Origin of the sequence: Bifidobacterium sp. UTCIF-39 (genome assembly GCF_006408715.1) — a bacterium.
Taxonomy (GTDB): Bacteria; Actinomycetota; Actinomycetes; order Actinomycetales; family Bifidobacteriaceae; genus Galliscardovia; species Galliscardovia tissieri.
This window is the reverse complement of record NZ_JEOG01000009.1, coordinates 1-26,818: the sequence shown is the minus strand read 5'-3', so window position 1 is coordinate 26,818 and position 26,818 is coordinate 1. Positions and strand designations below refer to the sequence as shown.

Sequence of the window (26,818 nt, the reverse complement as noted above, 5' to 3'; positions counted from 1 at the left end):
GCGCAAAACCAAACACAATCATAGAATCGTGTGTAAACAAGTACATTTCCTTGATATTTCAACGATTATGCGGCTTGGGGGCATAGCGCGACACGCCGAACGGCATGCTCGATTTGCGTCATTCCCACTTTCATGTAATATTTCTACTCGTTGCTTCAAGCGAAGTCAATGTGGCTCCGTAGCTCAGTTGGTTAGAGCGCCGCCCTGTCACGGCGGAGGTCGCCGGTTCAAGTCCGGTCGGAGTCGCTTGGATAAGAACCCGGTCCATGCCGGGTTTTTTGTTCAATGGCTCTGTAGCTCAGTTGGTAGAGCGAACGACTGAAAATCGTTAGGTCAGCGGATCGATGCCGCTCGGAGCCACCACTTGAATCCCCGTCCGGTACATCCGGTCGGGGATTTTTCGTATCCGTCGTATCCACGGTTGTCGTATCTGCGGTTTCCATGACGAACGTATATACGATTACAGGCTGAAAAAGACGTTTCCTGCGATTCGTAGTGGTTTACGGACGTTCCAGGGTGTCATAGCGTCCGTAAGCCACTACGAATCGCCGATATCGTCTTTTTCGGCCCGTATGTCGTCGCTGTGTGGCGGAGGGGAAATTCTTCAAGGTAGCAAACCCTGCATGACGTCCCATATATAGGGACGATATAAGACATTTTGGGAGAATCGTCGCTGGAACGGTCAAATCGGCGGTACGATGAGTACCGAAGCGAGCCTGCCATCGTGGGAAGGTCTCGCAACAACCGATACGGACCTTAGTCAAAGGAGAGCATATGGTCTACAGGATGATTTTCAATCAGACGGCGTATTTCGGTCGTGGCGCGATCAAGGAGATCCCGGAGGTCGCGAGGAAGCACGGTTTTAAGAAGGCGTTCATCGTGACCGATCCGGTGCTGCTGGAGACGGGTACCGCGAAGAGGGTCACGGACGTGCTGGACGCGGCGGGCCTGGAGTACGAGGTGTTCGACAACGTCAAGCCGAACCCGCCGGTGGAGTGCATCCAGGACGGCGTGCTGCGGTTCAAGGCGTCGGGTGCGGACTTCCTGATCGGTCTGGGCGGCGGAAGCCCGCAGGACACGTGCAAGGGCATCGGCATCATAGCCACGAACCCGGAGTTCGGCGACGTATTGTCCCTGGAGGGCGTGGCCGACACGAAGAACCCGAGCGTGCCGATCTTCGGCGTGCCCACCACGGCGGGCACGGCGTCGGAGACGACGATCAACTACGTGATCACGGACACGAAGAACAAGCGCAAGTTCGTGGCGGTGGACCCGCACGACATCCCGATCGTGGCGTTCGTGGACCCGGACCTGACCGATTCGATGCCGCGCGGCCTGAAGGTGGCCACGGGTCTGGACGCGCTGACGCACGCGATCGAGGGGTTCATCACGCCGGGCGCGTGGAGCCTGTCGGACTGCCTGAGCATGCAGACGATCCGCATGATCGCGAAGAATCTTGCGAAGAGCGCGGACGGCGACGTGCCGGCCGGCGAGCAGATGGCGTACGCGTCGTACATCACGGGCATGGCGTACTCGAACGTGGGCCTGGGCCTGGTGCACGGCATGGCGCACCCGCTGGGCGGCCGTCTGGGCGTGGCGCACGGCGTGGCCAACGGCATCCTGCTGGCCCCGGTCATGGAGTACAACAAGGACTACACGGGCGAGAAGTTCCGCGACATCGCGGACGCGTTCGGCGTGGCGGACGCGTACACGGCCGACCTCGAGACCGTGCGTGAGGCCGCGGTCCAGGCCGTGCACCAGCTGACGGTGGACCTGAAGAACCCGACCACGATCAGCGAGGTCGGCGCCACCGAGGCCGACCTCGAGCCCCTGGCCCATGACGCGTTCCATGACGTGTGCACCCCGGGCAACCCGCGCAAGGCCACCGAGGAGGACATCCTCGCCATCTACAAGAGCCTCATGTAACCAGCCCGTATTCCGCTCAGGATCCCCCTCGGAGGAACTCCTGAGCGGAATGAAATGAACGATCAACAACAACCAACAACAGGAAAGGGAGCCCGTACGGGCTCCCCTTCGTCATGTAGTCTTTCTCGAGACACGGATTCCGGTACACGCACCGGAATCAGCACGGTTCACTCGCCTTGCTGATTCTGACCGGCTTGCCCTTCGGCGTGCTCCTCATCCCATTCCTCATCGGTGGAGGTCTCGTCATAGAGCGCCTTGCCCTCGTTCTCCGCGAGCTCCATCTGCTCGTTGATCCACGCGGCCTCGGCCGGATTAATATCGGCGGAATCCAGCACCTTCTGCCACACCGGGTAGAACAGATGCATCACCGGATACATGGCGGTGAACAGGATCTCCGGCTTATGCTTGCGCCAATGCTGGGGGTGCGCGTCGAACGTGTTCTTGAACCGGCGCATGTAATTGCGGAACGACGACAGCGACGTATCCATGCGACGCGCGCTCATGCCGGCGATCATACGCGGTGAATACACGGTCTTGAGCCCCTTGCCGATCAGGTGCAGCGAGATGTCGATATCCTCATGCATTACGTCGGACTTGTCACGGCACACCTCGCCGGAGATCTGTCGCCAGGCGGATGCGCGCAATGCCATATTCGATCCGAACAGCAGCGGTCGCCCATCGTCGGCGCGGAAGATGCGCTTGCGAATCGAGTTGTCGCCCTTCAGCCCGAAATGACGTGACGGCATATCGTAGTACATCACCGGTCCGGTGGCGCCCATGGCCTCGGGATCCTCGGTGAAGATGCCGGTCACGACCTCCACCCAGTCGGGTTTGATCATGCAGTCGGCGTCGAACCGGCCAAGGATATCACCCGTGGCGTGATTAAGACCGAAGTTTCTGGTGGGGATCAGTCCCTGTTCCTTATCCTGATCGAGCAGGATGACGTTATCGTCGGGATGGTTCTTGATGAAGTCCCGTACCACCTGCGCGGTGTTGTCGGTGGATCGGTTGTTCACCACGATGACCTCGTGGGGTCGGACGGTCTGCCGGGTAGCATTGAGCAGACAGTCGGCGATTCTTTCTTCCTCATTCCATGCCGGAATCACAATCGAGACGGTAAGCACGTTTCCCACAATACGCGAGAGCGGGGATTGCATGACGTTTGTCAAGCAAACATTTCGTAAACGAAACCGTATCGTTGACATGCCTCGCCGCAATAATCGCCGATTACATGTCACCGTCGGTGGGAATAATGTCGCGTATGAATGATCGTCAGGAAGAACGCTTCGACGTCGGATCGGTGTTTCCGGGTAAAGGGGATCCCAGAAGGCCTCCGGAATGGTTTGGACGAGGTCTGCTGTACGCGGCGATCGCCGTATTCGCCGCGGTATTCGTATGGAACACCTGGGGCAAGATCAGCTCGATCATCCTGTACGTGGTGATTTCCATGTTCATCGCGTTGGCCGTGGAGCCCGTGGTGCGCTGGCTGGTCAGCCACGGCTGGAAGCGCGGTGCCGCCTCCGGCGTGACGCTGGTGTCCCTGCTGGTGATCATCTGCGGACTGCTCACGCTGTTCGGCAACATGTTCGTGCAGCAGCTGGTCGGCATGGTCAAGAGCCTGCCCGGACTGTACAACCAGATCGTCGACGTGATCGAATCGCAGACGAACTGGAAGGTCCCCAGCATGGAGGATCTGGGCATGGAGGTGTTCAAGAGCCTGCAGACCAGCACGGTCACCAACTTCGCCAATCAGGCGCTGACCACCACGTTCTCATTGCTCAACGTGCTGCTTGGCATCATGACCGTGGCATTGGTCACCTACTATATTTCCGCGGCCTTCCCCGCCATGCGTCGCAGTCTGTGCCAGTGGATCGCGCCCAAGAGCCAGGAACGGTTCCTGGTGGTGTGGACGGTGGTGCAGGATCAGATCTCCAACTTCCTGTACAGCCGCATCATCCTGGCGGCCATCTCCAGCGTGTGCATGTCGATCTTCATGATGATGCTCGATATTCCGTACTGGCTGCCGTTGTCGATCTTCTGCGGACTGGTATCGCAGTTCATCCCGACGGTCGGCACGTACATCGGCGGTGCGCTGCCGGTGGTCTCCGCGTGGGGCACCAACGGCATCAAGTACGCGATGTTCGTACTGATCTACATCATCGTGTACCAGCAGATCGAGAACCTGATCCTGTCTCCGGCGATCTCGCAGCGCACCATGGACCTCAACCCGGCCATCGCATTCCTCGCCGTGCTGGCGCTCGGTTCGGTGTTCGGCGCGCTCGGCGCGTTCCTCGCCCTACCGCTCACCGCAAGCTTCCAGACCGTGTTCAAGGCATACACCAAGCGGTACGAGCTCATCGACTCGCCGTTGCTGAGTGATCCCAAGCCGGTGAAGAAATCGAAGATGGTCGAAGGCGTGGAGGCGTTCGCCACCCATGTGGTCAAGCCCGTGACCGATCACATGCCGCGTGCCTCCCAAGGCTCGACCGCCCGCGTCCGCGTGAACGCATCCGCGATGAGTGACGAACTCGATTACGTGCACAGCCGACTGGCCGGATACTCGACGGCCGCCGAACTCGACGACTCACAGACGGTGGCGATTCCGAAGAACACCGTGAAACCCGATGCCGTCAAGCCCGATCTCAATCCGTCCGATGCTGCGGATGATACGGTAGACGATGCCGTTAACGATCACGACGGCGATGATCAGAACGCATCCGTTCGTTCCGACACGAACGATACCGATACCGGCCGTAGTGCCAGGGAGGAGTGGCGCTAAATGGCCCTGCTGTCCGCCATCGACGTACTGCTGTTCGTACTCGGAGCCGCCGGCATGATCTACCAGGCGGTGTGTCTGCTCACCGGATTTTTTGCCAAGACCACCACATTCCCCCAGGCGCCGCAGAACAAGCGGTACGCCGTGCTGATCTCGGCGCGCAACGAGGAGACCGTGGTCGGCAATCTCATCGACTGCATACAGAACCAGACGTATCCCAGCGAACTCATCGACATCTGGATGGTGGCCGACAACTGCACCGACGGCACGGCGGCACTCGCACGATCCAAGGGATGCCATGTCGTGGAACGATTCGACCAGACACAAATCGGCAAGGGATTCGCCCTGACATTCCTGCTCAACACCATGATCGACTCGGGGGCCACAAAACAGTACGACGCCTATTTCGTATTCGATGCGGACAATCTGCTCGACAAGGACTACTTCACGCAGATGAACAACGCCTTCCAGTCGGGCTTCCGCATCCTCACCAGCTACCGTAACTCCGTCAACTTCGACGACAACTGGGTCTCCTCCGGATCGGCGCTATGGTTCGTCAGGGAATCGCGCTTCCTCAACAACTCCCGTATGGTGTTCGGATCCAGCTGCCACGTCGGCGGCACTGGATTCATGTTCTCCCGTGAGGTGATGGAACGCAACGAGGGATGGAAGTTCCACCTGCTCACCGAGGATCTGGAATTCACACTCGACTCGATCCTTCACGGCGACCGCATCGGCTATTGCGGCACCGCGGTGCTCTACGATGAGCAGCCCGTCACCTTCAAGCAGAGCTGGCGTCAGCGCCTGCGGTGGAGCCGAGGATTCCTGCAGGTATTCCGCTACTACGGTCCGGCCATGATCCAAAGGGCCATCAAGGAGCGCGACTTCTCCTGCATCGACCTGACGCTGCTGATCTGCCCGTTCACCGCACTGTCGGTGATCCGCACCGCGCTCGCCGGCCTGTTCGTCGCTCTGGGATTCGTCTCGCTGTCAAGCCAACTCGCCTCGCTGAACTTCTGGATCGTGGGCGGTGTGGCATCCGTGATCGGCATGATGGCGCTGGCGGCCATCACCTGCATCGCCGAACGGGATAAGATCGACGCAACGAACAAGGAGCTCGTCGCCTACTGCCTGAGCTTCCCCATCTACCTGATCAGCTATATTCCGATCTCGTTCCAGGCCATGTTCTCCAAGCCCGGTTGGAAACCCATCGAGCATCGTGGCCGCTGATCCGCCGGATGGAACCATCGTAGACTTCATTACGAAAGCATACGAAAAGAGGAATCGTGACCGTATCCACTGCCGATAACGCTCCCGCCAATCCGGGGGACAGGCGGTCCATGCGTATCCACCGTCAGACGATGGGCCGACGCAAGATCACGGTGATCGTCTCGGCGGCGGTCACCGTGCTGCTCGCCGTGGGCTACATCGTGGCCGACGCGGCCGACATGGCACCCGGTCTGCTCACCTCGACATCCGCGCAGCCGATCACCTTCCCCGCCGCGGCGAAAACCCGGACGGTGAAGACCTTGACCGGACAGCTCCAGAACGGTCCGACGATCGACGCGGCCCAGGCGCAGAAGCTCGTCGACGAGTTCGCATCGGCGGAAGGCGTAGGGAACGACTTCTCCCTGATCATCGCCGACGCACAAGGCAATGCCGTGGTGAAACGCAATGAAACCGTCGCTCGCGAACCCGCGTCCACGCTCAAGACCCTGACCGCGTTCGCCGCCGCGTCCACGCTCGACATGTCGTCCACGCTCGACACCGACGTGTATCTCACCGGCAGTGGCGACTCCGCAACGCTCACCCTCAAAGGCAACGGCGATATGCTGCTCGGATCAGGCGAATCCGACCCCAACCACATCAACGGCAGGGCAGGCATCGCCACACTGGTCGCACGCACAACGGCCGTGCTCCGCGAGAAGAACATCACCACGGTCGCCCTCGCCTACGACGACTCCCTGTTCGGCAGCAAACGCCTGCCCGACACCATCGGCGCCAACAATGTCGACCTCATGAACGCCGCTCCCATGGCATCCATGGCCATCGACGGCGCACGCAACTGGAATGGCACCACCAAGCCCACCAACCCCGACGTCGATTCGAAGTTCCCGCCCCGATCCTCCACCCCCGCCGCCGACACCGCTACCGAATTCGCCCGGCAACTCGGCGAACAGGGCATCACCGTCACCTCGACCGCCGAAGGCACGGCCCCTGAAAGCAAGCCCATCGCGTCCGTCAGCTCGGCGAAACTCAGTGAGATCATGAGCTTCATGCTCAAGAACTCCAACAATACAGAAGCCGAACTGTTCGGCAGGCTCACCGCCATCAAAACCGGACAGGACAACTCTCCCGAAGGTGCCACCAAAGCCGTGAAAAGCATCCTCGAAGCGCACGGCATCACCACCACCGGTCTCACCATGGCCGACTGCTCCGGTCTGTCCACCGGCACGCAGCTCACCGTGGAGACCCTGATGCAGACCCAATCCAAGTACGCGCAAACCGGCACCGCCGTCGCGTCCGCCAGCGAAGCGCTCGCCGTCAGCGGTTTGTCCGGCACCGCGTTGCATCACACGTTCCCCTCGTCCACCAACGGTCTGATCCGTCTCAAGACCGGTACGCTCGACACGGTCACGTCCATGACCGGCAATGTCTCGCGGACCAAGGGAGGCGTGCTGACATTCGCGATCATCATCAACAACCCCGCCAACATGTGGTCCGCCATTCAGGCGCTTGACCATCTGGTTGGCCAACTGCCGGAGCTGTGACCCATGACCTATACGCCGGAACTTCGCAAGGCCATCGGCGATGTGCGTCGATGCTTGGAAATGCTGGGAATCCAAGGATCAGGAGAGCGTGGACATGGGGTGCACCGGCCTGATCGCACCGCCCCTCTGGTGCTCGTCGCCTGCTCGGGTGGCAGGGATTCGTTGGCGCTGTCGTCCGTCGCCGCCACCGTGTGCGGCACGCTCGGCGTGCGTTGCGGCGCGGTGATCGTGGACCATGGGCTGGTGTTCGGCTCGGCCGATGTGGCGCGGGAGGCCGCGGACAAGTGCCGCGGATTCGGTATGGCCCCGGTGATCGTGCGCCGTGTGGTCGTGGAGGCCGCCGGAGTCGGCGTGGAGGCGGCAGCCAGAAACGCCCGTTACGAGGCTCTTACCGCCGTGGCTTCGGAACTCGACGCCGCGGCGGTGCTGCTCGCCCATACGCGCGACGATCAGGCGGAGACCGTGCTCCTTGGTCTGACCCGTACCTTTGGCCTGGATTCGCTGGCCGGCATGCCGGACGTGATCGAGCGTGATGGCGTGACCTTCGCCCGGCCGTTCCTCGACCTCACCCGGGCACAGACCACCGCCGTGTGCGTCAGCCGCGATATCGAATGGTGGGACGACCCGACCAATGGCGGCACCGCCGATGAGGGAGGACTGTCGACCGACCTACCGCTGCGCAGTCGTATCCGTATCGCGCTGCTGCCGTATCTGACGAACTTCATCAAAACCGACATGGTGTCGCATCTGGCCCGCAGTGCGCGGATCGCGCAACGGGACAAGGACTATCTCGATATGCAGGCCGCCCGCGTCTACGATCATGCGGTGGACTTCGCCCATGGCGAAGCTGTTGCGGGAATCGACGCGCGAACGCTGGCCGAGGAGCATGAGGCGATCCGCACGAGGGTGATCGCACGACTGCTCACCGAGGCTGGCGCCCCCACATCTTCCCGGCATGTGGAGGCCATCGATCGGTTGATCGTCGACTGGCATGGTCAAGGTGCCGTGCGTCTTTCCAGCGGTTACTCAGCAAGCCGTCAGAATCACGTCATTCTCCTGTGCCATGATGGAATGCATGAAAATCGCTGACATCCCAGACGACATCATTGAGGAACTCGTCACCAAGGAGCAGATCGACGCCAAAATTCAGGAGGCGGCAGCTCAGGTGAGTCGTGACTACGCCGGCAAGGATCTGTTGCTGGTGGCAGTATTGAAGGGGGCGATCAATACGCTGGCATCGTTCTCCCAGGCCCTGTCGATTCAGGTGTCCATGGATTTCATGAGCCTGTCATCGTATGGATCGGGTACTGAAAGCTCCGGCAAGATCACGGTCCGTCAGGATCTCTCCACCGATGTGCGTGGACGTCATGTGCTAATCGTGGAGGACATCATCGATTCCGGCATCACGCTTGACTGGCTGATCAAGGAGCTCAAGCGTCGTGGCGCCGCCTCCGTGGAGGTGTTCGCCCTGCTCGAAAAGCCGGCACGTCACAAGGTGCATATCGACGTAAAATACCGCGGGTACGAGATTCCCGACAAATTCGTGGTGGGATTCGGCTTGGATTATGACGAAAAGTATCGCAATCTTGATTCGATCGCGGTTCTCAATCCCAAGGTATATCAAGAAAACCAGGAGTAGTACATGAGCTTTCCGGGCCCGAACAGGGGCGATAACGGCAACCCGTTCACCAATCCCGATGGGGGTCGGGGCGGTAAGTCCAACAAGAACAAAAACAAAAACGGCAATGGGACGCAGCGTCCGTTCTGGCAGTCGCCGTGGATCTGGGTCACGCTGCTGGTGCTGCTCGCCATCAGTGGTTTCCAGATGTTCTCCATGGGCGGCACCCAGACCATCAACACCCAGGACGGTCTGCAACTGCTTGAGGACGGTGCCGTGCAGTACGCGGAGATCACCGAGAACAAGCAGACCGTGAAGCTGGAGCTGAAGGATGACTTCAGCAAGAAGGATCCCGACACCGGCAAGATCCGCAACTACGGCAAGAACGTGCAGTTCTACTACGTGTTCGCGCAGGGCGGCCAGGTCTCGCAGGCGGTGGAGAAGGCCAACCCGTCCAAGGGCTGGACCTCCACTGTGCCGCAGACCAGCATGCTGACGTATCTGCTGAGCTCCCTGCTGCCGTTCCTCATCATCTTCGGCCTGTTCTGGTGGCTGATGAGTCGTATGCAGGGCGGAGCCGGCGGCGGTATGTTCGGCATGGGCGGCAAGAAGACGGGCAAGCTGCTGGAGGGCGACACTCCGAAGACCAAGTTCGCCGACGTTGCCGGTGAGGATGCCGCACTGCAGGAGGTCGAGGAGATCAAGGACTTCCTCAAGGACCCGTCCAAGTACAAGGCCCTGGGTGCCCGCATCCCGCGCGGCGTGCTGCTGTATGGTCCTCCTGGAACCGGTAAAACGCTGCTGGCCCGAGCCATCGCAGGCGAGGCCGGCGTACCGTTCTACTCGATGGCCGGTTCCGACTTCGTCGAGATGTTCGTGGGTCTGGGCGCGTCCCGTGTCCGTGACCTGTTCGACGAGGCCAAGAAGAACGCTCCCGCCATCATCTTCATCGATGAGATCGATGCCGTCGGCCGCAAGCGTGGCTCCGGCATGGGCGGCGGACACGACGAGCGCGAGCAGACCCTGAACCAGCTGCTTGTGGAGATGGACGGCTTCGACAACGATACGAATCTGATCATCATCGCCGCCACCAACCGTCCCGATGTGCTTGACCCGGCACTGCTGCGCCCGGGCCGATTCGACCGTCAGGTGGCCGTCGAGGCTCCGGATCTGGAGGGACGCGAGGCCATTCTCAAGGTGCATGCCAAGGGCAAGCCGTTCGTTCCGGACGTCGATCTGCACATGATCGCCGTGCGTACCCCCGGCTTCACCGGTGCCGATCTGGCCAACGTGCTCAACGAGGCCGCGCTGCTGTGCGCCCGTGCCGGTGCCCAGCTGATCGACAACCGTGCCATTGACGAGGCCATCGATCGTGTGCTGTCCGGCCCGCGTCGCCGTTCCAAGGGCATGGCCCTCGAAGAGCTGCGCAACACCGCATATCACGAGGGTGGTCATGCGCTGGTCGCCGCCGCGCTCAACAACACCGACCCGGTGACCAAGGTTACGATCCTGCCTCGTGGCCGTGCGCTCGGCTACACCGCCGTGATGCCCACGCAGGACCGCTATTCCCAGTCCCGCAACGAGTTGCTTGATCAGATGGCCTACGCCATGGGCGGCCGCACCGCCGAGGAGATCGTCTTCCACGATCCGACCACCGGCGCTTCGAATGATATTGAGAAGGCCACGAACATCGCCCGCAAGATGGTGGTGGAGTTCGGCTTCTCCTCCAAGCTCGGAGCGATCAAGTGGGCGTCGGACGACGATCAGACCACGGTGATGGACGGCCTGAGCCCGCGCAAGTATTCTGATCAGACCGCCGAGACCATCGACGATGAGGTGCTTCGTCTCGTGGAGACCGCGCACACCGAGGCATGGACGATCATCAACGAGAACCGCGAGGTGCTCGACGAGCTCGTCCGTCAGCTGCTCGTCAAGGAGACCCTGAACGAGAAGGAGCTGGCCGTCATCTTCTCCAAGGTGAAGAAGGCGCCGCAGCGTGAGGTGTGGCTGTCGAACGACCGTCGCCCCGATTCCGATCTGCCTCCCGTGCCGATCCCCGAATCGCTGCGTCGCAATGCCGGTCTTGACAGCGCCCCCACCCCTGCCGACCCCGCCGCTTCTGCCGCTTCCGCCAATGGCGATGCCACTCAGGGAGCCGCCTGATGAGTGAAGTCGCACAGAAGGCACAGGCACAAGAGGAACAGACACAGGGTGCATTCGACGAGGAGGGCGTGCGTCAGGCCGTACGCCTCTACCTCAAGTCCATCGGTGAGGACCCCGACCGCGAAGGACTGCTCGACACCCCCGACCGTATAGCCAGGGCGTCTCGCGAACTCTTTGCCGGTCTGCATCAGGATCCGAAGGACGTGCTCTCCGCACGGTTCAAGGTAGATACCGAGGAGATGGTGCTGGTTCGCGACATCGAGCTCTACTCGGTGTGCGAGCATCATCTGCTGCCGTTCCATGGCGTGGCCCATGTGGGCTACATCCCCTCCAAGGAGGGCGTGACCGGTTTGAGCAAGCTCGCCCGTCTGGTGGAGGTCTACGCTCGTCGACCGCAGGTGCAGGAACGACTCACCCAGCAGATCGCGGATGCGCTTATGGACTATGTGGATGCCCGCGGCGCAATCGTGGTCACCGAGTGCGAGCATCTGTGCATGTCGATGCGCGGCGTGAAGAAGTCGCAGGCCCGTACCACCACATCGGCGGTGCGCGGAATCATGCGACAGCCCGCCACGCGCGCCGAAGCCATGAGCCTGATACTGTCACAGCATTGATCCGCCCCATTGATATGACGGCGGAAATCTGGGAAATCTGACTGAGGGTGGTCGCGGAACGGCGGCCACCCTCAGTCGTGTATACAAGGGGGTCATCACATGACCGATATCACTGCACTACGCAACCCCGACCGCACACTGGTCATGGGGGTGCTCAACATCACCGAGGACTCGTTCTCCGACGGCGGCCTCTGGCTCGATCCCGTCAAGGCGCGGGAGCACGGTGAGGCGATGATGAAGGATGGGGCCGATCTGATCGACATCGGTGCCGAGTCCACGCGTCCCGGTGCCAAGCGCGTCAGCGAACAGGATGAGCTGGCACGCGTCACCGGCGCGGTCAAGGCGTTGCTGAACGACGACCACGATGCCGTGCTGTCAATCGACACCACCCGTTCGTCCGTGGCGCTTGCCGCTCTCAACGAAGGGGCACAAATCATCAATGACGTCTCCGGCGGCCGGCTTGATCCCGACCTGCCGCATGTGGTCGCCGATCACGACTGCCTGTACATTGTGCAGCACTGGCGTGGCTGGCTCGCCGGCGGCAAGGGCGGAGTTCCCGACGCCGACACGTCCGTCTATGAGCACGGCGTGCTGCGCGACGTCAAGGACGAGCTCATGGCACAGGTCGATGCGGTGCTCGCCGCCGGTGTGGATCCCGAACGGGTGATCATCGATCCCGGTCTGGGATTCTCCAAGCCCGGCATCGAACATAATCTGCCGTTGCTCGCCGGGCTTGAGACGTTCGAGGAGACCGGCTATCCGGTGCTGATCGGACAGTCCCGCAAACGGTTCGTCACCGCCATGCTGCAGGAAGCCGGATTCGCTGAGCCCACGATGGAGGATCGTGACTCCATGACCGCCGCGCTATCCGCACTCTGCGCCGAACATGGTGCGTGGGCTGTGCGCGTGCACGATGTTCCCCGATCCGTCGCCGCCGTGCACGCCGGCACGCTGTGGCGCAACTTCCGTCAGCGGTAAGCAGTCAAGTCATCCATCATCATTTCATCATTCGTTCTGAAAGGCACCGATCCCATGGATTCCATCCGTCTCACCGGCATCCGCGCCGAAGCCGCACACGGCGTATTCGATTTCGAACATGCCGAACCGCAGCCGTTCATCGTCGACGCCACGATGTTCCTCGATCTTTCGGAGGCCGGACGTACCGATGACCTGACGGAAACGGTCGACTACGGCCAGATCGCTCAGCGCATCGTCAACGTCATCGAAGGCGAACATGTCGATCTGATCGAACGTCTGGCTGCGAAGATCGCTGACTCGATCCTGCTGTCGCATCGCATCCGTCGCGTCATCGTCACCGTGCACAAACCGAACGCGCCCATCACCGTGCCGTTCGACGACGTGAGCGTGACGATCGAGCGCGCACGTGACGGATACGATGACGAGAACCCGACTGCGGCCTCGATCGCGGCATCCGCGGCTGGATCGGCGTCGGTCGATACCGGCGATATGACCGGCACCCGAGCCGACCGGTCCTCGGATTCAGAGGTTTCCACGCCAAAAGTACATTCCGCGGTGATCGCCATGGGTGGCAATCTCGGCGATGTGGAACAGACGCTGAGAGCCGCCGTGGTGGCGATCGACGGCGTTCCCGGCAATCAGCTCACGGGCATCTCCCCGCTGTACCGAACGGCCGCATGGGGCATGGAACCGGGAACACCCGATTTTCTCAACGCTGTGATTCAGGTGAGCACCACGCTGGATCAGGAGACCCTGCTCGCCGCCCTGCAGACCATCGAATCCGCGCACGGACGGTCTCACGACGTGCATTGGGGATCGCGTCCGCTCGACCTCGATATCGTGGACTATGACGGTGAGATCAGCGCCGACCCGCATCTCACGCTGCCGCACCCCCGTGCATGGCAGCGGGCATTCGTGCTCGCTCCATGGGCCGATCTCGATCCTGATGCCCGTCTCGCGGGACCGCATGGCGGCCGTGTGACCGAACTACTCGCAAACACGCCGGACCATGACGAGGTGCACAAGGTTTCGGATGGTTGGATCCTTGGCGGATCCGTTGCGGAAGCATAGCGCAGCGGACACCGGCACGGACGAACTGACGGGAGACAACATATGAAGGCACGTCGTACGCCATGGTGGTATTACGTCATCGCGGTGATTCTCGGCGGATTCGCCGGCGTGATGCTGGTCAAGCTCACCGAACATAGCGAATACACGTTCACGGGCGCTCCTTGGATCGTTCCCGTGCTGCTGGCGCTGATGGGCATACTGGTGCTGGTGATGGCATGGCAGGTGCGCCGGTACATCAAGGGCGATCTCAGGGAAATGAGCATGTCCCGGGCCGTGAACACGCTCGTGCTGGCCAAATCCCTGGGCGTGGCCGGTGCCGCCCTCGTCGGATGGTACGGCGGCCAGCTGGTCATGTGCCTGCCACATCTCGATGCCGAATACTATGCCAATGCGGCCATCGAATGCGGAGTGAGCGCCGTGGTCTGTCTTGCCGATATGATCATCGGCATCGTGGGGGAGTACTGGTGTCAGTTGCCGCCACGCGAGGGGCCGGAGCATCCCAAGGTCAAGGAGACCGAACGCTTGCGCGGCGCGGCTCCGGCCACCCCGGCCGCCACTTCCACGAACGCCACCGCTGTCTCTTCGACTACCCGGAGCAAACATGATCGTCATTGGAATGGCGGCGACGATCGTCAGTAAGCCGGCCGGCAGGGAAAGGCCTGGGGCGTACCCGCGACTCGCATGTACACGTGTATGACACAATGGAAAGCATGACACGTTATGAATTGCGCATAATCACGGGTACGCGTGACATCGCCCTGTGGGTCGCCGGCGATGGTGGGGAACTGCGCCCGGTGCATGTATATGGCGAGCACGAACAGTATCCATTGACGACCGATCGATACTATACGAATCTGCCGAATCTGTTCCTCGACGTCCTCGATCTGCTCGACGGCAACGACGCCACCGTCGTGGACGACGAACGGATCGAGACCGCGGCGTCCGACGGCAAGACGGTGAGCCTGAAGAACCTCGCCCAGCGAGCGGCCCATGCCGCGGCCGACGGTTCCGGCAACGCACGGCGGTTCAAGGACGCCCGATCGCTCTGGGCGTTGATGAGCAATCATGTGGCGGTCCACGTCAGAAGACCCGACGACGAGCCGATCGTGGACGTACGCCGTACCAAGAACTGGAAGAAGAACCAGCCCATGCGCGGAGTGCCCGTGGACCCGGACGCATGGTTCGTTTCCAGCGTGTACTCGCGCTCCAACCAGCGGAAGAATCCAGTGGCCGTATACCGTGGCATCGACGCGGTGTTCAGCGCTCTGATGGGGGAACTTGACGAGACCGCGGTACCCACCCTGTCCCGTGCCCGCGATGCGATCTCCGTGAACCTTGACTATCCGACGTACGCCGACGTCGCCGGTGCCCTTGACGATTCGAATATGCTGGTGTTCCACAACGATCGGACCTTGGCCGATTGGATTCGCGAACGGTCGAAGGAGCAGGAGGTGATCTTCCCCGATACCCCGGCTCAGGTGTATACGATTCCCGACCCGACGGTGGATGAGGATGATCCCGCCTATCTGCCGGCCGAATCCGTGATGACGATGAGCCATCTGGCGAACGTGCTTGCACCCCGTGAACAGTCGTGACGCAGAAGTCGTGACGCAGACGACGCATGAAACAGCCGCGTGAAGCAACGAGGGCTTCGTGCCGATCAGACATCTCGAACGGATGTGATCGGAACGAAGCCCTCACGGTTATCTGGGCATGATCGCCGATCCGATGACCGTGTTGCTGGTTGCCGTCGTCGTTTTTTATTTCGCCGCCGTCGCGGTCTTCGCCGTCGCCGACTCCGGAACACGAACCATGGCCTCCTGACTCATGGCGGCAACCAAACGGCCATCCTGCGAGTACACCTTCGCATAGCTCAGGCCTCGGCCATGCGCCGCGGTCGGCGTATCCTGCACATACAGATGCCACTGGTTCACATCCACGTCGCGATACCACCACATCGAATGATCGATCGTCGCATATGAAATGCCAGGCGTCATGAAACTCAATCCCGCACGGCGCACGATCGGTTCCATCATGATCTGATCGCAGCCGCAGGCGAGAATGGCGCGATGGCACAGCTGCGGAACATCGGCGTTTCCGTCCACCTTCATCCACACCATCTGCCGTCCGCTGTCATGGGTCTTCGCCGTGTTATCGCTGCCAAGCATCACCGTGGAATTCACGTGACGAATATCGAACGCGGACTTGGTCGCATAATAGTTGGCGAACTCCGACTGGCTGGCATACGGCTCCATGAGCTCCTTGGCCGAACTCAATGTCTCCGGATCCGGCACGTTCTCGGGCATCGGGTCGGCGAACTCCACGCCGTCCTGCCCATGCTTCTGGAAGCTGGCGATGGCGGTGAGGATCGGGCCTTCGGCCTGTGTGGCGTTCACGCGGCGAGCGGAGAACGAGCGGCCGTCGCGAAGATTCTCCACATCGAACAGCACGTCCTGATGGATGTCGCCGGCCGCGATGAAATACGCGTGAATCGAATGCGGCAGACGATCCTCATCAACCGTTCGGGCGGCGGCAACCACGGACTGCGCCACGACCTGCCCGCCGTAGACGCGGCCTGTGGGGAAGTACAGGCTTTCGCCGTTGATATACGTGTGGTTGCGGTATGAGGAGGGCTCTCCCAGATGAAGCACCTTGATCAGATGTTCCAGTGGCGTTTGTTCCTTGACCGGCATAGCTTTCCTCACTTCACGTATAGGCTGATTCAATATGTCTGCACAGCAGTCTATGCGGCGTGAGTAAAGAAACTTTGGTGTGTCATGTAACGACTTCGTGAGATAGGTGAACGTGAGATGACGGTGTGTCCATTGGGTTTCATGGTGGGGCGGACACACCGGGACGGCTGATTCGGACTTCGTTGTCCGTATGATCGCACGAACGACCGCACGGACGACTGCACAGACGACGAAGGGGCGTCCCCCGGATCTCTCCAAGGGAACGCCCCTTCGTATGCGCATGCTGTGCGTATCAGCGTGGCATCACACGCGGGTGAGCTTGCGGTGCAGGCGATGCGGACGTGCCGCGTCCTCGCCGAGACGGGCCACACGGTTCTCCTGGTAGGCCTGGAAGTTGCCCTCGAACCAGTACCACTTGGCCGGGTTCTCGTCGTCGCCCTCCCACGCGAGGATGTGCGTGGCGACGCGGTCGAGGAACCAACGGTCGTGGGAGATCACCACGGCGCAGCCCGGGAAGCCGAGCAATGCGTTTTCGAGCGATTCGAGCGTTTCGACGTCGAGGTCGTTGGTGGGCTCGTCGAGGAGCAGTAGGTTGCCGCCCTGCTTCAGGGTGAGCGCCAGGTTCAGACGGTTGCGCTCACCACCGGAGAGCACGCCCGTGAGCTTCTGCTGATCGGAGCCCTTGAAGCCGAAGCTGGCCACGTAGGCGCGGGTCGGCACTTCCACGCCGGCCACCTCGATGAAGTCGAGACCGTCGGACACGGCCTCCCACAGGTTCTTCTTCGGATCCAGGCCGGCACGGTTCTGATCCACGTAGCTGATCTTCACGGTATCGCCGATCTTCAGCTCACCGCTGGTCAGCGGCTCAAGGCCGACGATCGTCTTGAACAGTGTGGACTTACCCACACCGTTCGGGCCGATCACGCCGACGATGCCGTTACGCGGTAGGGTGAAGCTCAGATCGTCGATGAGCACGCGGTCGCCGAACGCCTTGTGGATGTGGTTGGCCTCGAGCACCAGCGAACCCAGACGCGGGCCGGCCGGGATCTGGATCTCGGAGAAGTCGAGCTTCTTGTTGTTGCGTGCCTCCTGCTCCATCTGGTCGTACCGCTCCAGACGGGCCTTGTTCTTGGCCTGACGGGCCTTCGGCGAGGAACGGACCCATTCGAGCTCGTTCTTGAGTCGCTTGGCCAGCTTGGCGTCCTTGGCACCCTGGATCTCCATACGCTTGGCCTTGGTCTCCAGATATGTGGAGTAGTTGCCCTTGTACGGGTAGAGCTGACCGCGGTCCACCTCGCAGATCCACTCGGCCACGTTGTCCATGAAGTAACGATCGTGGGTGACGGCGATCACGGCACCCTTGTACTGGTGCAGGAACTGCTCCAGCCACAGGATCGACTCGGCGTCCAGATGGTTGGTGGGCTCGTCGAGCAGCAGCAGATCGGGAGCTTCAAGCAGCAGCTTGCACAGTGCCACACGACGGCGCTCGCCACCGGAGCACACGGACACCGGGGTGTCGGGGTCGGGGCACTGCAGGGCGTCCATGGCCTGCTCGAGCTGCGAGTCGAGATCCCAGCCATCGGCCGCATCGATCTCGGTCTGCAGCTTGCCCATCTCCTCCATCAGCGCGTCGAAGTCAGCGTCCGGATTCGCCATCTCCTCGCCGATCTCGTTGAATCGGGCGACCTTGGCGGCGATCTCGCCAAACGCCATCTTGATGTTCTCGCCCACGGTCTTGTCGTCGTCCAGCGGAGGCTCCTGCTGTAGAATGCCCACCGTGTAGCCCGGGGTCAGGGTCGCCTCGCCGTTCGACACGGTATCGATTCCGGCCATGATCTTGAGCAGCGTGGACTTACCCATGCCGTTGGGGCCCACCACGCCGATCTTCGCGCCAGGCAGGAAGCTCAGCGTCACGTTGTCGAGAATCACACGGTCGCCGTATGCCTTGCGAGCGTTGATCATTTGGAAGATGAACTCTGCCACTTGCAGTTACTCCTTAATAAAGATTGCAATTTCGCCGTTCCGTCGGTTTGCGCATGCCGGTCGCCCGGTGCGGCGTCTGTCCGCATAGCGATCGCTTTCATGCCAAACCACCGCCCACCATGGTAACGGAAAGGCTGGAATGGTAACACTCGCAGCTGGGAACTCACAGCGCGGAACATTTGGTTCGTTTTTGGGCTCGAAAATGGGCTGAAACGGACCAAACGTTCCGCGCTGTCATTGGGTGGCCGGATTGGGCGACTGCGGTCGTGCAATCAGCGGGCGGTGTGCGCGGTGTGCGACGTCTCCCCGGAGTACTGCCACTTGACGCACCAGTCGCGCATGGCGTGGAAGACGGTTTCGAAGTCGCGTCCCTTGTCCGTCAGCGCGTATTCCACGGTGACCGGCGTGGTGTCCGAGACGGTACGGGAGATTACGCCCTCGGCTTCAAGACGTTTCAGCGTATCGGACAGGGACTTCGTGTTGATCTTCAGTTCCTTGTTCAGATCGTTGAACCGTTTGGGGCCCTCGTGAAGCTCACCCATGATGAGAAAAGGCCATTTCCCGCCGAAAACGCCCATCACATTGCGCAGTGATTCGACGCATACCGCGTCCTCGGTTATCTTCATCGCATCCTCCAGCTTTACTTTCTGCAAGTTACTATACTATCTTTCTCTACTTTACTTTATCCAGTTACTTGATAAAGTAAAGCTATCAACTGGAATTCATCAATACCTCATCATCCGGGAGTGAACATGAAGACGATCCTCATCACAGGCGGCACGGACGGCATGGGCAGGGGTCTGGCCATGCATTACCTCAGGCGCGGCGACTCCGTGGTCGTCGTGGGGCATTCGCAGGGCAAGGGCGATCGGTTCCTTGCCGAGGCCGCCGCAATGGGCGCCAAGAAGCGAGCCACCTACATCCGCGCCGACCTGAGCCTCGTGAGCGAGAACCGCCGCGTCATCAAGGAGGTCAGAGCCAAGCACGATTCATTGGACTCCATCGTCCTCGCGGCTGCATCGCTCAGGCAGGCGAAGGAAACCAAGGTCACGGGCGAGGGATTCGAGTTCCTGTTCGCCCTCATGTACGTGAGCCGCTACATCCTGAGCTACGGTCTGACCGACCTGCTGGAGAAGTCGCCGTCGCCGGTCATCCTCAACATCGCCGCGCCCGGCATGAAGGGCGACGTCGACTGGAACGCGGTGGAGCATCAGGGCAACGGCGGCAGCGGCAAGGCGCAGTTCCAGAGCAGCCGGCTCAACGATCTGCTGGGCGTGGCGTTCGCGGAGCGGCAGAAGCAGTCCGGCGCAGGCGGTGAGTCCATGTCCCAGACGCCGGCCAAACCCACCGCGCCGAACTTCTCCCAGCTCACTCCCGGCGCCGACGGCAAGGGCATCAGCAAGGCCACGCTCGACAGCTACGACATGCTCTCCGGATCGTGGCCGAAGAGCGCCGATGACGTGGTGCTCGTGCTTGACCGGAACAACTCGCTGTCTGCCGGAACGATGTATCAGCTCGGCCTGATCACCGCCGACCAGTACAAGGACGCCGCCAAGGCGATCGAGGACGGCGGGGACGCGCCGGCCATGGATTGGGACTACGGCGATCTCGTCGGACGTGAGTTCACGCTGACGACCGCCTCCGACCGGTACAAGGACGACGGCGATGGCACCTTCACCTACCTTGCGGATGGCGACGCCAATTGGGATGCGCTGCGCACCAACGGCAGGACGCTGAAGATCAGCGGCGTGATCCGCCCCATGGAGGATGCGAAGGGCGCGAACATCGTCACGGCCGTCGCCTACACGCCCGAACTCACCGACTGGATGATCGACCGCGCCGACGACAGCGCGATCGTCAAGGCGCAGGAGTCCAAGCCGGACACGGACGTGCTCACCGGCCAGGTGTTCGCGGACGGCAGGACCGCCGACGACAACCTCGCCGCGTTCGGTAAGGTCAACACCGACGCCCCGTCATCGATCAGCATCTACACCGACAGCTTCGACGACAAGGAGGCGGTCTCCGACGCCATCAAGGCATACAACGATGGCAAGGACGAGGACCACCGCATTACCTACACCGACTACGTGGCCCTGATGACCAGCTCGATTACCACGATCGTCAACGTGATCTCGTATGTGCTCATCGCGTTCGTCGCGGTCTCGCTGGTGGTCTCGTGCATCATGATCGGCATCATCACGCGCATCTCCGTGCTCGAACGCACCAAGGAGATCGGCATCCTGCGCGCGCTCGGCGCATCCAAGCGCAACGTCTCGCAGGTGTTCAACGCGGAGACGATCATCGTCGGCCTCGCCTCCGGCCTGCTGGGCGTGGGCGTGACCGCGCTGCTGACCATCCCGGCCAACATGGTGGTCTCGAACCTGCTCGGCGCCGGCACGCTCTCCGTGGGACTGCCGATCCCGTACGCGATCGTCCTCGTGGCCATCAGCGTGCTCATCACCCTGATCGGCGGCTTCCTGCCCGCCCGCAAGGCCGCCAAGCAGGATCCTGTCATCGCGCTGAGGACCGAATAGACGCAAATGACATCCCGTCGATGGCCGGCAGCCGTCGGCCATCGACAATAACGCAGCACGGAACATAAGGACATACAACGAAGGGAACAACCATGAAAGCCGCACAGGTCAACAGGTATCTCAAGGATGCCGGCAAGGCCATCGACAACATTTCGGTCAACGAGATCGGCACGCCGTCGGTCGGAGAGCACGATGTGCGCATCCGGGTGAAGGCCGCCGGCGTCAACCCGCTGGACATCCTCACCATCACCGGCAGCATCAAGATGGTCCAGGATTACGCCATGCCGCTCACTTTGGGCAACGAATGCGCGGGCATGGTGGAACGGATCGGCTCGGCGGTTCGGGATTTCCATCCCGGTGACCGGGTGATGGCGCGACTGCCGTTCGACCGCATTGGCTCGTTCGCCGAATTCGCCGTCGCACCGGCCGACGCGGTGGCGCCGTTGCCGTACGGCTTCGATTTCGCCGAGGCGGCCGCCATTCCGCTCTCCGGACTGACCGCATGGCAGGCGCTTGACGAGCTCGGCGCCAAGTCAGGCCAGAGCGTGCTCATTCCCGGCGGGTCGGGCGGACTCGGACGCATGCTGGTCCCACTCGCCAAGGCGCGGAATCTGACGGTCATCGTCACCGGCAATGCGCGGTCCCGCGAGGAGATCTTCGCCCTCGGCGCCGACCGGTACCTCGACTACCGCAGGGAGCATTACTGGGAGGCCGGTCTCGAGGTCGATCACGTGATCGACGCGATCGGTCCGGCCGAGTTCGACCACGAACTGTCCGTCATGAGGCCCGGCGGAGTGCTGGTGAGCCTGCGCGGCATGCCGAACAAGGCATTCACCGAGCGGGCCGGCATAACGGGCGCCAAGCGGCTGATGTTCTCCCTGTTCAGCGCGTCGTACGATCGCAAGGCGCGTGCGAAGGACGTGACCTACCGATTCATGATGGTCCAGGCCAACGGCGAACAGCTGCGTAAGGTCGCGGACATCATCCGGCAGGGCGGCGCGCCGACCATCGACCCGAACGAGTTCCGTTTGGACGACGTGCGCGATGCCCTGCGGCTGGTGAACGACGGACATCCCGCCGGCAAGGTCGTCATCCGGATATGATGTTTCTTGACGTCGGAAGACGCTGTTGATTCGCCGCGCGCCGTGTTTCGGCGGCGCGCGGCGAATCAGCGAAACGGAGGAACCGTGAATCATGCGACGGGAGGTTCCCCTCGCAGCAGCAGATTGCGGATGGGGCATACGTTGATGCCGTGATCGATGTATGGGCTGTCGATTCGCATGGCAACCGTGCGGTTTGTTTCCGGAACGTTCAGCAATGTGCCAACCGATCGTAGATGCCTTGCGAACCTGTCATGGTACATGCGCCCGGATTTGATCTCGATGAGTTCCGGCTTGGTTTGGGAATGCGTGCAGTCGATGAGATCTACCTCGATTTTGCTGTCGTCGCGGTAGAAGTACAATTCGGGGGTTTTCAACGCGTTGTAGTATCTCTTGACGGTTTCTGATATTACGAGGTTCTCGATAATTTCCCCAAAGAGCGGATGTTCCTGAAGGTCCTGTACGGTTTCGATGCGCAGCAGGTAACAGAGCAGGCCGGTGTCGTGGAAGTATAGCTTCGGCGTTTTGGTCAGCCGTTTGTTCAGATTGCCGAAATATGGCGGCAGGCTGAACGTGATGTAGCTTGATTCGAGGATCGACATCCATGATTTGACAGTGCGGTAGGTGGCGCCGAGCTCATTGGCGAGGGAGGTGGCTTTGATCAGTCCTCCGACGTGCTGGGCGCAGAGGCGGAGAAACGTGCGGAACGTGGTGAGATTGCGTACGTCGAGATAGTCGGTGACGTCGCGTTCGATATAGCTGTTGAGATAGCTTTCGAAGAAGATGCTGCGCGGTATGTGTGCGGCATGCAGATGAGGGTAGCCGCCGTCGAGGATGAACTCCTCGATTGTGAGCTCGGGGTGTGCTGTGAGCGCTTCCGCATACGAAAGCGGCAGCAGTTTCAACACGCCGACCCTGCCGGCCAGCGATTGCTTGATTTGCTTGAGCAGAAGGAAGTTTTGCGAGCCTGACAGGATGAATTGGCCGGGTTGTTTCGTCTCGTCGGAAACCACCTGTAGCACGGAGAACAGGTCCGGTGCGTATTGCGCCTCGTCGATGATCAGATGTGTGGAACGATTCCTGACGAAGCTGATCGGGTCGACGTTTGCTTGGTTGCGCAGTTCGAGATCTTCCAGATTGAGATATGTATAATCCGCGAAAGCGTTTTCGACGAGCGTTGACTTCCCGCTTTGACGTGGGCCGGTTACGGAGACGATCGGAAACCAAGTGGCGGAGCGCTGCGCCTGCTCGGTGAGCAGTCTTGGAATCATGGGTGGCTCCTTGCCTACAATCTGCGACCAGAACTTTGCTTTACTTTTTACCATAACATTGCTCTATATAATACCATAACATTGCTGTAGTCGATGCCAAAAGTCTGCTTTAGTGTTTGCTGCGTCTCTGCAGGACGTCCGATGGGACGGCTTATGGCGCGGTTTGACGAAGTGCGCGCTCGCGCCGTATCGCAGCGGGCATCGGACAGATTGGCGGCGCCAGGCGAATCGTGGATAAGATGTCATGCGGCTCATGCGGTGATGCCGCCACGGTCAGTCGTGTAGGTTGTGCTTGCGCGAGATCGCCGCTACGGCGGTGGTTGTGATCGCGATGACGAGCGCGGCGATGAGGAAGCTGGCGAGCATCGAGGATTCGTAGGCCTTGGCGGCCACGGTTCTCAGCGTCTCTGCGGCCTGCCCCGTGAGCCGCTGCGCCTGTTGGAAATCGAGATTGACCGACCCGGCCGAGGTGAGGTGGCCCGGGTTCGTGCCGGCCGCGGCTGCGCTCGCGTCGGACTGGAATCGCGTGGCGTACATGCCTCCCGAGATACTGCCGAAGATTCCCACGCCGATGATCGAGCCGAACTGGTGGAACACGGTGAGCAGGCTGGATCCGGAGCCGCTGTGCTCGGCGGGCATGGTGGACATCGCCCAGGTGAGCATGGCCGGCTGGCCTGCGCTAAGGCCTAGTCCTGCCACTGCCTGACCGGTGATCAGGAGGATCCAGCCCACGACGGTGTCACCTAGGAAGGCTCCGCCACCCATCGCGGCCATGCCGGCCGCCAGCATGATCAGGGATAGGAGTGATGCTCCGCGGTATCCGATCCAGGATGTGGCTTGGCCGTTGCACAGGGAGCCGACGATGGAGGCCACCACCAGCGGCATGAGTAGCAGGCCTCCGACGAACGCGCCGTGGCTCGTCACCGTCTCCAGATAGGCGGACATGATGAAGATGATGCCATACATGGAGAAGTTCAGCATGAGCAGCGCGGGCACATTGGCCGCGAACGATGGGTTGCGCATCAAGGACAGCTTCATCAGTGGATTGCTGGCGTGGTGGTCCCAGGCCACGAATCCCACGATCAGGGCGGCTCCGGTGAGCATTGGAATCCATGCGGACGGCGCGGCAATCGGATGCGGTGATGATTCTGGCCAAATTCAGCATCGGTGCAAGCTGGCTTGATGCCGACAGTCATGAACTGTATAGGCGTACGGTATTGAGTGAACGTCCGAGCATCGCCATGGCCGTGGACAACGCCCGCGAACGGGGGGGGGGCATCCTGCGAACTGCCGGACAGTCTGATGCACATGCCAGGAGATCTGGGACGTTCCGCCATCATCCGCAACATGCAACCGCTCGCGGATGACGACATCGTCGCCGTCGTGGATGAACTGTTTCTGCCGCTGGTCCATTATTACGAGCAGCGGTTTCGCTCTACGGGGCGCGAAACCGGAGACATCCGTGAATCAGCGCGGATTCGGTAGCTGCGCTCTGTATGAGGAACGTCATAAAGAGCATCGGGAAGTGTATGGGAATCGTGCGGAGATTCCCGAGAAGGGGAGGACAGGAAACAGGTTTCCGTTTTTGCATTGTGGCGTTTCGCTGAAATCGACGGTCAGCATCGAGAACAACGTGGAATCGACACCGACCTCGAATTGAACCGTTACCGGTCCTATCTCATCTCCTTCTCAACGCCGTCCAACGCGTACCCACGCGATGTACGTCAAGATCCAGGCCAAACAATGCGCCAAGTCGTTCCGATGTCAATCCGTCCTCAAGGGCTCCGGTGAAGATCACCGAGCCGGGCAGCGGATTGCCCTCCAACGTGGAATAGATCTGCGGGTGGCGCTCGCAATAGTCGTCGTAACGCGCGCGATCGATTCGGCCCATTAGAGCGATGTGATCGAATCCGTCCGGAATCTCCTCCAGCTGATGCGTCACGATCACGATCGTGCGATCGTCGTCCGCGGTGCCTACTTTCCCGAGTTCGCGCATGATGAGCTCTCGACCACCCAGGTCGAGTCCGGTCGTCGGCTCGTCGAGAATCAGCAGATCGGCGTCGGCGAGCAACGCCCGGCAGATCAGTACGCGCGTTCGCTCGCCTTCGGACAGGCGTGTCATCTGCTTGCCGGCCAGATAGTCGATGCCGAACCGTTCCATGATGTCCATGGCACGATCGATCTCGTCCTGGGTATGATCTCTCCACGTGTTGCCGAACTGTCCGCGCATGATGTCCATCACCACGTTGAGTGGATCCTCGATCGGGCTGATCTCCCTGCCGAACGATGCCGAGGCGAGTGCTATGCGACGACGATGCCGCTGAATATCGGAACCACCCACGGTCCGCGAACCCAGCACCGTCATGTGTCCGACGTTGGGGAACATGCGCATGGCCATCATGGAGACGAGCGTGGATTTGCCGATGCCGTTCGGTCCGAACAGCACCCAGCGCTGACCGCGGGGAATGTCGAGGTTCACATCGGCGAGAATGAGCCTCTGCTGCCGGTAGAACCCCAGTGATTCCGCGTGGACTGCATACTCCTGTTCCGTGCGGGCGTCGGAGCTCATCGTTGTTCCTTTCCTTGGCCTTTGATGACAACATGGCGTTTCGTCGTTGATGACAACGCAGACGACGATGGCGTTGACTGCGGTTGCGCCGGTGTTTGCGGTTCGTCGTCGTTGATCGTTCCCTCATCGCATCGGAATTATTGCCGTGGATGCACTGTTTCCGATGGGCCGTGTGGCGTCAAAGCGGCGACAGGAACAGCATAGGCCAAGATCGGCCGAGTGCGTTGAGGGTATTTGTGTCGGTGAGATTGCCTTGCCCTCGTGACTGCGGTGATGGGTGATGGTGATGGGCGATAGTCGTCGAAGAACGGCCACGCGGCGACGTTGAGAGAAACGGATGACAAGTCTGTCGTCGCGTGACCGATTGATATCGGTGACGGGAACCAACCGTCGTCATCATCATACATCAAATGTGTACGATCGTACACATTGTGTTGCGTCGATGACGGGATGGTCGGTGCCCTGAATGCGCGAATGCCGTTTTGTCTGCCTGAACTGAGGGTGAATGCGCTATGTCAGAGAGCGGAAAGGTTGGTGTACGGGGGATAGGTGCGGCATTTTTCGTAATATTCCTCGATAAACTTGTTGTAGACGTGTTTTGTAAGCGGTTTGCGACACGCCGAGCGAAGCTTGTGTTTTCAACGGTTTCGTTCCGCTTCATCATGCCCGATTTGCGATAGCTCGGACATTCCTGTACATTAGCTTTCTGTTGCCCGGCATGGCAGCGTCTGGTTCGCTGGATGTTGTGCCT

General features: G+C 60.9%; 21 protein-coding genes and 2 tRNA genes. 16 read left to right on the top strand and 7 right to left on the bottom strand.

Annotation, left to right across the window (positions count from 1 at the left end):
* The first annotated feature begins 172 nt into the window (after window positions 1–172).
* The 3 genes from EP30_RS05770 to fucO all read left to right on the top strand — a co-directional run bounded on the left by EP30_RS05770 (window position 173) and on the right by fucO (window position 1,926).
* Window positions 173–246 (top strand) — tRNA-Asp (locus EP30_RS05770).
* Between the two features lie 41 nt (window positions 247–287).
* Window positions 288–363, top strand: a tRNA-Phe gene (locus EP30_RS05765).
* A gap of 411 nt (window positions 364–774) precedes the next feature.
* Window positions 775–1,926, top strand: coding sequence for a lactaldehyde reductase (gene fucO / locus EP30_RS05760; RefSeq protein WP_140556923.1), 1,152 nt, complete (start codon window positions 775–777; stop codon window positions 1,924–1,926).
* A 167-nt stretch (window positions 1,927–2,093) separates the two neighbouring features.
* Here the strand turns inward: fucO and EP30_RS05755 are convergent, their stop codons facing one another.
* The gene (locus tag EP30_RS05755) at window positions 2,094–3,050 is read right to left on the bottom strand and encodes a glycosyltransferase family 2 protein (protein ID WP_140557000.1); all 957 of its coding nucleotides are present in this window, start codon (window positions 3,048–3,050) and stop codon (window positions 2,094–2,096) included.
* Window positions 3,051–3,187: 137 nt separating this feature from the next.
* On the opposite strand from EP30_RS05755, the gene EP30_RS05750 reads away from it, so the two are divergent.
* The 11 genes from EP30_RS05750 to EP30_RS05700 all read left to right on the top strand — a co-directional run bounded on the left by EP30_RS05750 (window position 3,188) and on the right by EP30_RS05700 (window position 15,512).
* Window positions 3,188–4,705, top strand: coding sequence for an AI-2E family transporter (locus EP30_RS05750; protein WP_140556921.1), 1,518 nt, complete (start codon window positions 3,188–3,190; stop codon window positions 4,703–4,705).
* Window positions 4,706–5,932, top strand: coding sequence for a glycosyltransferase family 2 protein (locus EP30_RS05745; protein ID WP_140556920.1), 1,227 nt, complete (start codon window positions 4,706–4,708; stop codon window positions 5,930–5,932). It begins immediately after the preceding gene.
* Window positions 5,933–5,988: 56 nt separating this feature from the next.
* A complete protein-coding gene (locus tag EP30_RS05740) occupies window positions 5,989–7,473 on the top strand; it encodes a D-alanyl-D-alanine carboxypeptidase/D-alanyl-D-alanine-endopeptidase (RefSeq protein ID WP_258185387.1) in 1,485 nt (494 codons plus the stop codon).
* Between the two features lie 3 nt (window positions 7,474–7,476).
* The gene (tilS, locus tag EP30_RS05735) at window positions 7,477–8,562 is read left to right on the top strand and encodes a tRNA lysidine(34) synthetase TilS (RefSeq protein WP_140556918.1); all 1,086 of its coding nucleotides are present in this window, start codon (window positions 7,477–7,479) and stop codon (window positions 8,560–8,562) included.
* Window positions 8,549–9,112 carry a hypoxanthine phosphoribosyltransferase gene (gene hpt, locus EP30_RS05730; RefSeq protein ID WP_094664668.1) on the top strand — a complete coding sequence of 188 codons (564 nt, stop codon included), beginning with the start codon at window positions 8,549–8,551 and terminating at the stop codon, window positions 9,110–9,112. The genes tilS and hpt overlap by 14 nt, the downstream gene beginning before the upstream one ends.
* A gap of 3 nt (window positions 9,113–9,115) precedes the next feature.
* On the top strand, window positions 9,116–11,254 hold the full coding sequence (ftsH, locus tag EP30_RS05725) for an ATP-dependent zinc metalloprotease FtsH (protein ID WP_140556915.1): 2,139 nt from the start codon (window positions 9,116–9,118) through the stop codon (window positions 11,252–11,254).
* Complete coding sequence (folE, locus tag EP30_RS05720) at window positions 11,254–11,868, top strand: GTP cyclohydrolase I FolE (protein ID WP_094664672.1); 615 nt, start codon at window positions 11,254–11,256, stop codon at window positions 11,866–11,868. The genes ftsH and folE overlap by 1 nt, the downstream gene beginning before the upstream one ends.
* Before the next feature lie 99 nt (window positions 11,869–11,967).
* The gene (gene folP / locus EP30_RS05715) at window positions 11,968–12,846 is read left to right on the top strand and encodes a dihydropteroate synthase (RefSeq protein WP_140556913.1); all 879 of its coding nucleotides are present in this window, start codon (window positions 11,968–11,970) and stop codon (window positions 12,844–12,846) included.
* A 54-nt stretch (window positions 12,847–12,900) separates the two neighbouring features.
* Window positions 12,901–13,917 (top strand): 2-amino-4-hydroxy-6-hydroxymethyldihydropteridine diphosphokinase, encoded by a 1,017-nt coding sequence (folK, locus tag EP30_RS05710; RefSeq protein WP_140556910.1) that lies wholly within the window; start codon window positions 12,901–12,903, stop codon window positions 13,915–13,917.
* 42 nt (window positions 13,918–13,959) lie between these two features.
* Window positions 13,960–14,556: a DUF3180 domain-containing protein gene (locus tag EP30_RS05705; protein WP_140556908.1), complete on the top strand. Its 597-nt coding sequence runs from the start codon at window positions 13,960–13,962 to the stop codon at window positions 14,554–14,556.
* A gap of 71 nt (window positions 14,557–14,627) precedes the next feature.
* A complete protein-coding gene (locus EP30_RS05700) occupies window positions 14,628–15,512 on the top strand; it encodes a hypothetical protein (RefSeq protein ID WP_140556905.1) in 885 nt (294 codons plus the stop codon).
* A gap of 165 nt (window positions 15,513–15,677) precedes the next feature.
* Here EP30_RS05700 and EP30_RS05695 read toward each other — a convergent pair whose 3' ends face one another.
* From EP30_RS05695 to EP30_RS05685, 3 genes are all read right to left on the bottom strand, one after another.
* The gene (locus EP30_RS05695; protein WP_140556903.1) at window positions 15,678–16,610 is read right to left on the bottom strand and encodes an acyl-CoA thioesterase II; all 933 of its coding nucleotides are present in this window, start codon (window positions 16,608–16,610) and stop codon (window positions 15,678–15,680) included.
* 303 nt (window positions 16,611–16,913) lie between these two features.
* Window positions 16,914–18,593: an energy-dependent translational throttle protein EttA gene (gene ettA, locus EP30_RS05690; RefSeq protein WP_140556901.1), complete on the bottom strand. Its 1,680-nt coding sequence runs from the start codon at window positions 18,591–18,593 to the stop codon at window positions 16,914–16,916.
* Window positions 18,594–18,865: 272 nt separating this feature from the next.
* Window positions 18,866–19,219: a helix-turn-helix domain-containing protein gene (locus EP30_RS05685; protein WP_094664686.1), complete on the bottom strand. Its 354-nt coding sequence runs from the start codon at window positions 19,217–19,219 to the stop codon at window positions 18,866–18,868.
* 126 nt (window positions 19,220–19,345) lie between these two features.
* Between EP30_RS05685 and EP30_RS05680 the strand changes: the two genes are divergently transcribed.
* On the top strand, window positions 19,346–21,127 hold the full coding sequence (locus EP30_RS05680; protein ID WP_219846794.1) for an SDR family NAD(P)-dependent oxidoreductase: 1,782 nt from the start codon (window positions 19,346–19,348) through the stop codon (window positions 21,125–21,127).
* 92 nt (window positions 21,128–21,219) lie between these two features.
* Complete coding sequence (locus EP30_RS05675) at window positions 21,220–22,230, top strand: NADP-dependent oxidoreductase (protein ID WP_140556898.1); 1,011 nt, start codon at window positions 21,220–21,222, stop codon at window positions 22,228–22,230.
* An 89-nt stretch (window positions 22,231–22,319) separates the two neighbouring features.
* Here EP30_RS05675 and EP30_RS05670 read toward each other — a convergent pair whose 3' ends face one another.
* The 3 genes from EP30_RS05670 to EP30_RS05660 form a co-directional block, all read right to left on the bottom strand.
* A complete protein-coding gene (locus EP30_RS05670) occupies window positions 22,320–23,498 on the bottom strand; it encodes an ATP-binding protein (RefSeq protein WP_140556895.1) in 1,179 nt (392 codons plus the stop codon).
* 273 nt (window positions 23,499–23,771) lie between these two features.
* Entirely contained in the window at window positions 23,772–24,602 is an 831-nt protein-coding gene (locus EP30_RS05665) for an MFS transporter (RefSeq protein WP_140556892.1), read from the bottom strand.
* A 574-nt stretch (window positions 24,603–25,176) separates the two neighbouring features.
* Window positions 25,177–26,067 (bottom strand): ATP-binding cassette domain-containing protein, encoded by an 891-nt coding sequence (locus EP30_RS05660; protein WP_140556889.1) that lies wholly within the window; start codon window positions 26,065–26,067, stop codon window positions 25,177–25,179.
* Window positions 26,068–26,818 lie beyond the last annotated feature (751 nt).

Bases quoted from the DNA above. Each gene is read 5' to 3' on its own strand.
- fucO (WP_140556923.1), top strand. From the start codon at position 775: ATGGTCTACAGGATGATTTTCAATCAGACGGCGTATTTCGGTCGTGGC.
- EP30_RS05750 (WP_140556921.1), top strand. From the start codon at position 3,188: ATGAATGATCGTCAGGAAGAACGCTTCGACGTCGGATCGGTGTTTCCG.
- EP30_RS05745 (WP_140556920.1), top strand. From the start codon at position 4,706: ATGGCCCTGCTGTCCGCCATCGACGTACTGCTGTTCGTACTCGGAGCC.
- tilS (WP_140556918.1), top strand. From the start codon at position 7,477: ATGACCTATACGCCGGAACTTCGCAAGGCCATCGGCGATGTGCGTCGA.
- hpt (WP_094664668.1), top strand. From the start codon at position 8,549: ATGAAAATCGCTGACATCCCAGACGACATCATTGAGGAACTCGTCACC.
- ftsH (WP_140556915.1), top strand. From the start codon at position 9,116: ATGAGCTTTCCGGGCCCGAACAGGGGCGATAACGGCAACCCGTTCACC.
- folE (WP_094664672.1), top strand. From the start codon at position 11,254: ATGAGTGAAGTCGCACAGAAGGCACAGGCACAAGAGGAACAGACACAG.
- folP (WP_140556913.1), top strand. From the start codon at position 11,968: ATGACCGATATCACTGCACTACGCAACCCCGACCGCACACTGGTCATG.
- folK (WP_140556910.1), top strand. From the start codon at position 12,901: ATGGATTCCATCCGTCTCACCGGCATCCGCGCCGAAGCCGCACACGGC.
- EP30_RS05705 (WP_140556908.1), top strand. From the start codon at position 13,960: ATGAAGGCACGTCGTACGCCATGGTGGTATTACGTCATCGCGGTGATT.
- EP30_RS05700 (WP_140556905.1), top strand. From the start codon at position 14,628: ATGACACGTTATGAATTGCGCATAATCACGGGTACGCGTGACATCGCC.
- EP30_RS05695 (WP_140556903.1), bottom strand. From the start codon at position 16,610: ATGCCGGTCAAGGAACAAACGCCACTGGAACATCTGATCAAGGTGCTT.
- EP30_RS05685 (WP_094664686.1), bottom strand. From the start codon at position 19,219: ATGAAGATAACCGAGGACGCGGTATGCGTCGAATCACTGCGCAATGTG.
- EP30_RS05680 (WP_219846794.1), top strand. From the start codon at position 19,346: ATGAAGACGATCCTCATCACAGGCGGCACGGACGGCATGGGCAGGGGT.
- EP30_RS05675 (WP_140556898.1), top strand. From the start codon at position 21,220: ATGAAAGCCGCACAGGTCAACAGGTATCTCAAGGATGCCGGCAAGGCC.
- EP30_RS05670 (WP_140556895.1), bottom strand. From the start codon at position 23,498: ATGATTCCAAGACTGCTCACCGAGCAGGCGCAGCGCTCCGCCACTTGG.
- EP30_RS05665 (WP_140556892.1), bottom strand. From the start codon at position 24,602: ATGCTCACCGGAGCCGCCCTGATCGTGGGATTCGTGGCCTGGGACCAC.
- EP30_RS05660 (WP_140556889.1), bottom strand. From the start codon at position 26,067: ATGAGCTCCGACGCCCGCACGGAACAGGAGTATGCAGTCCACGCGGAA.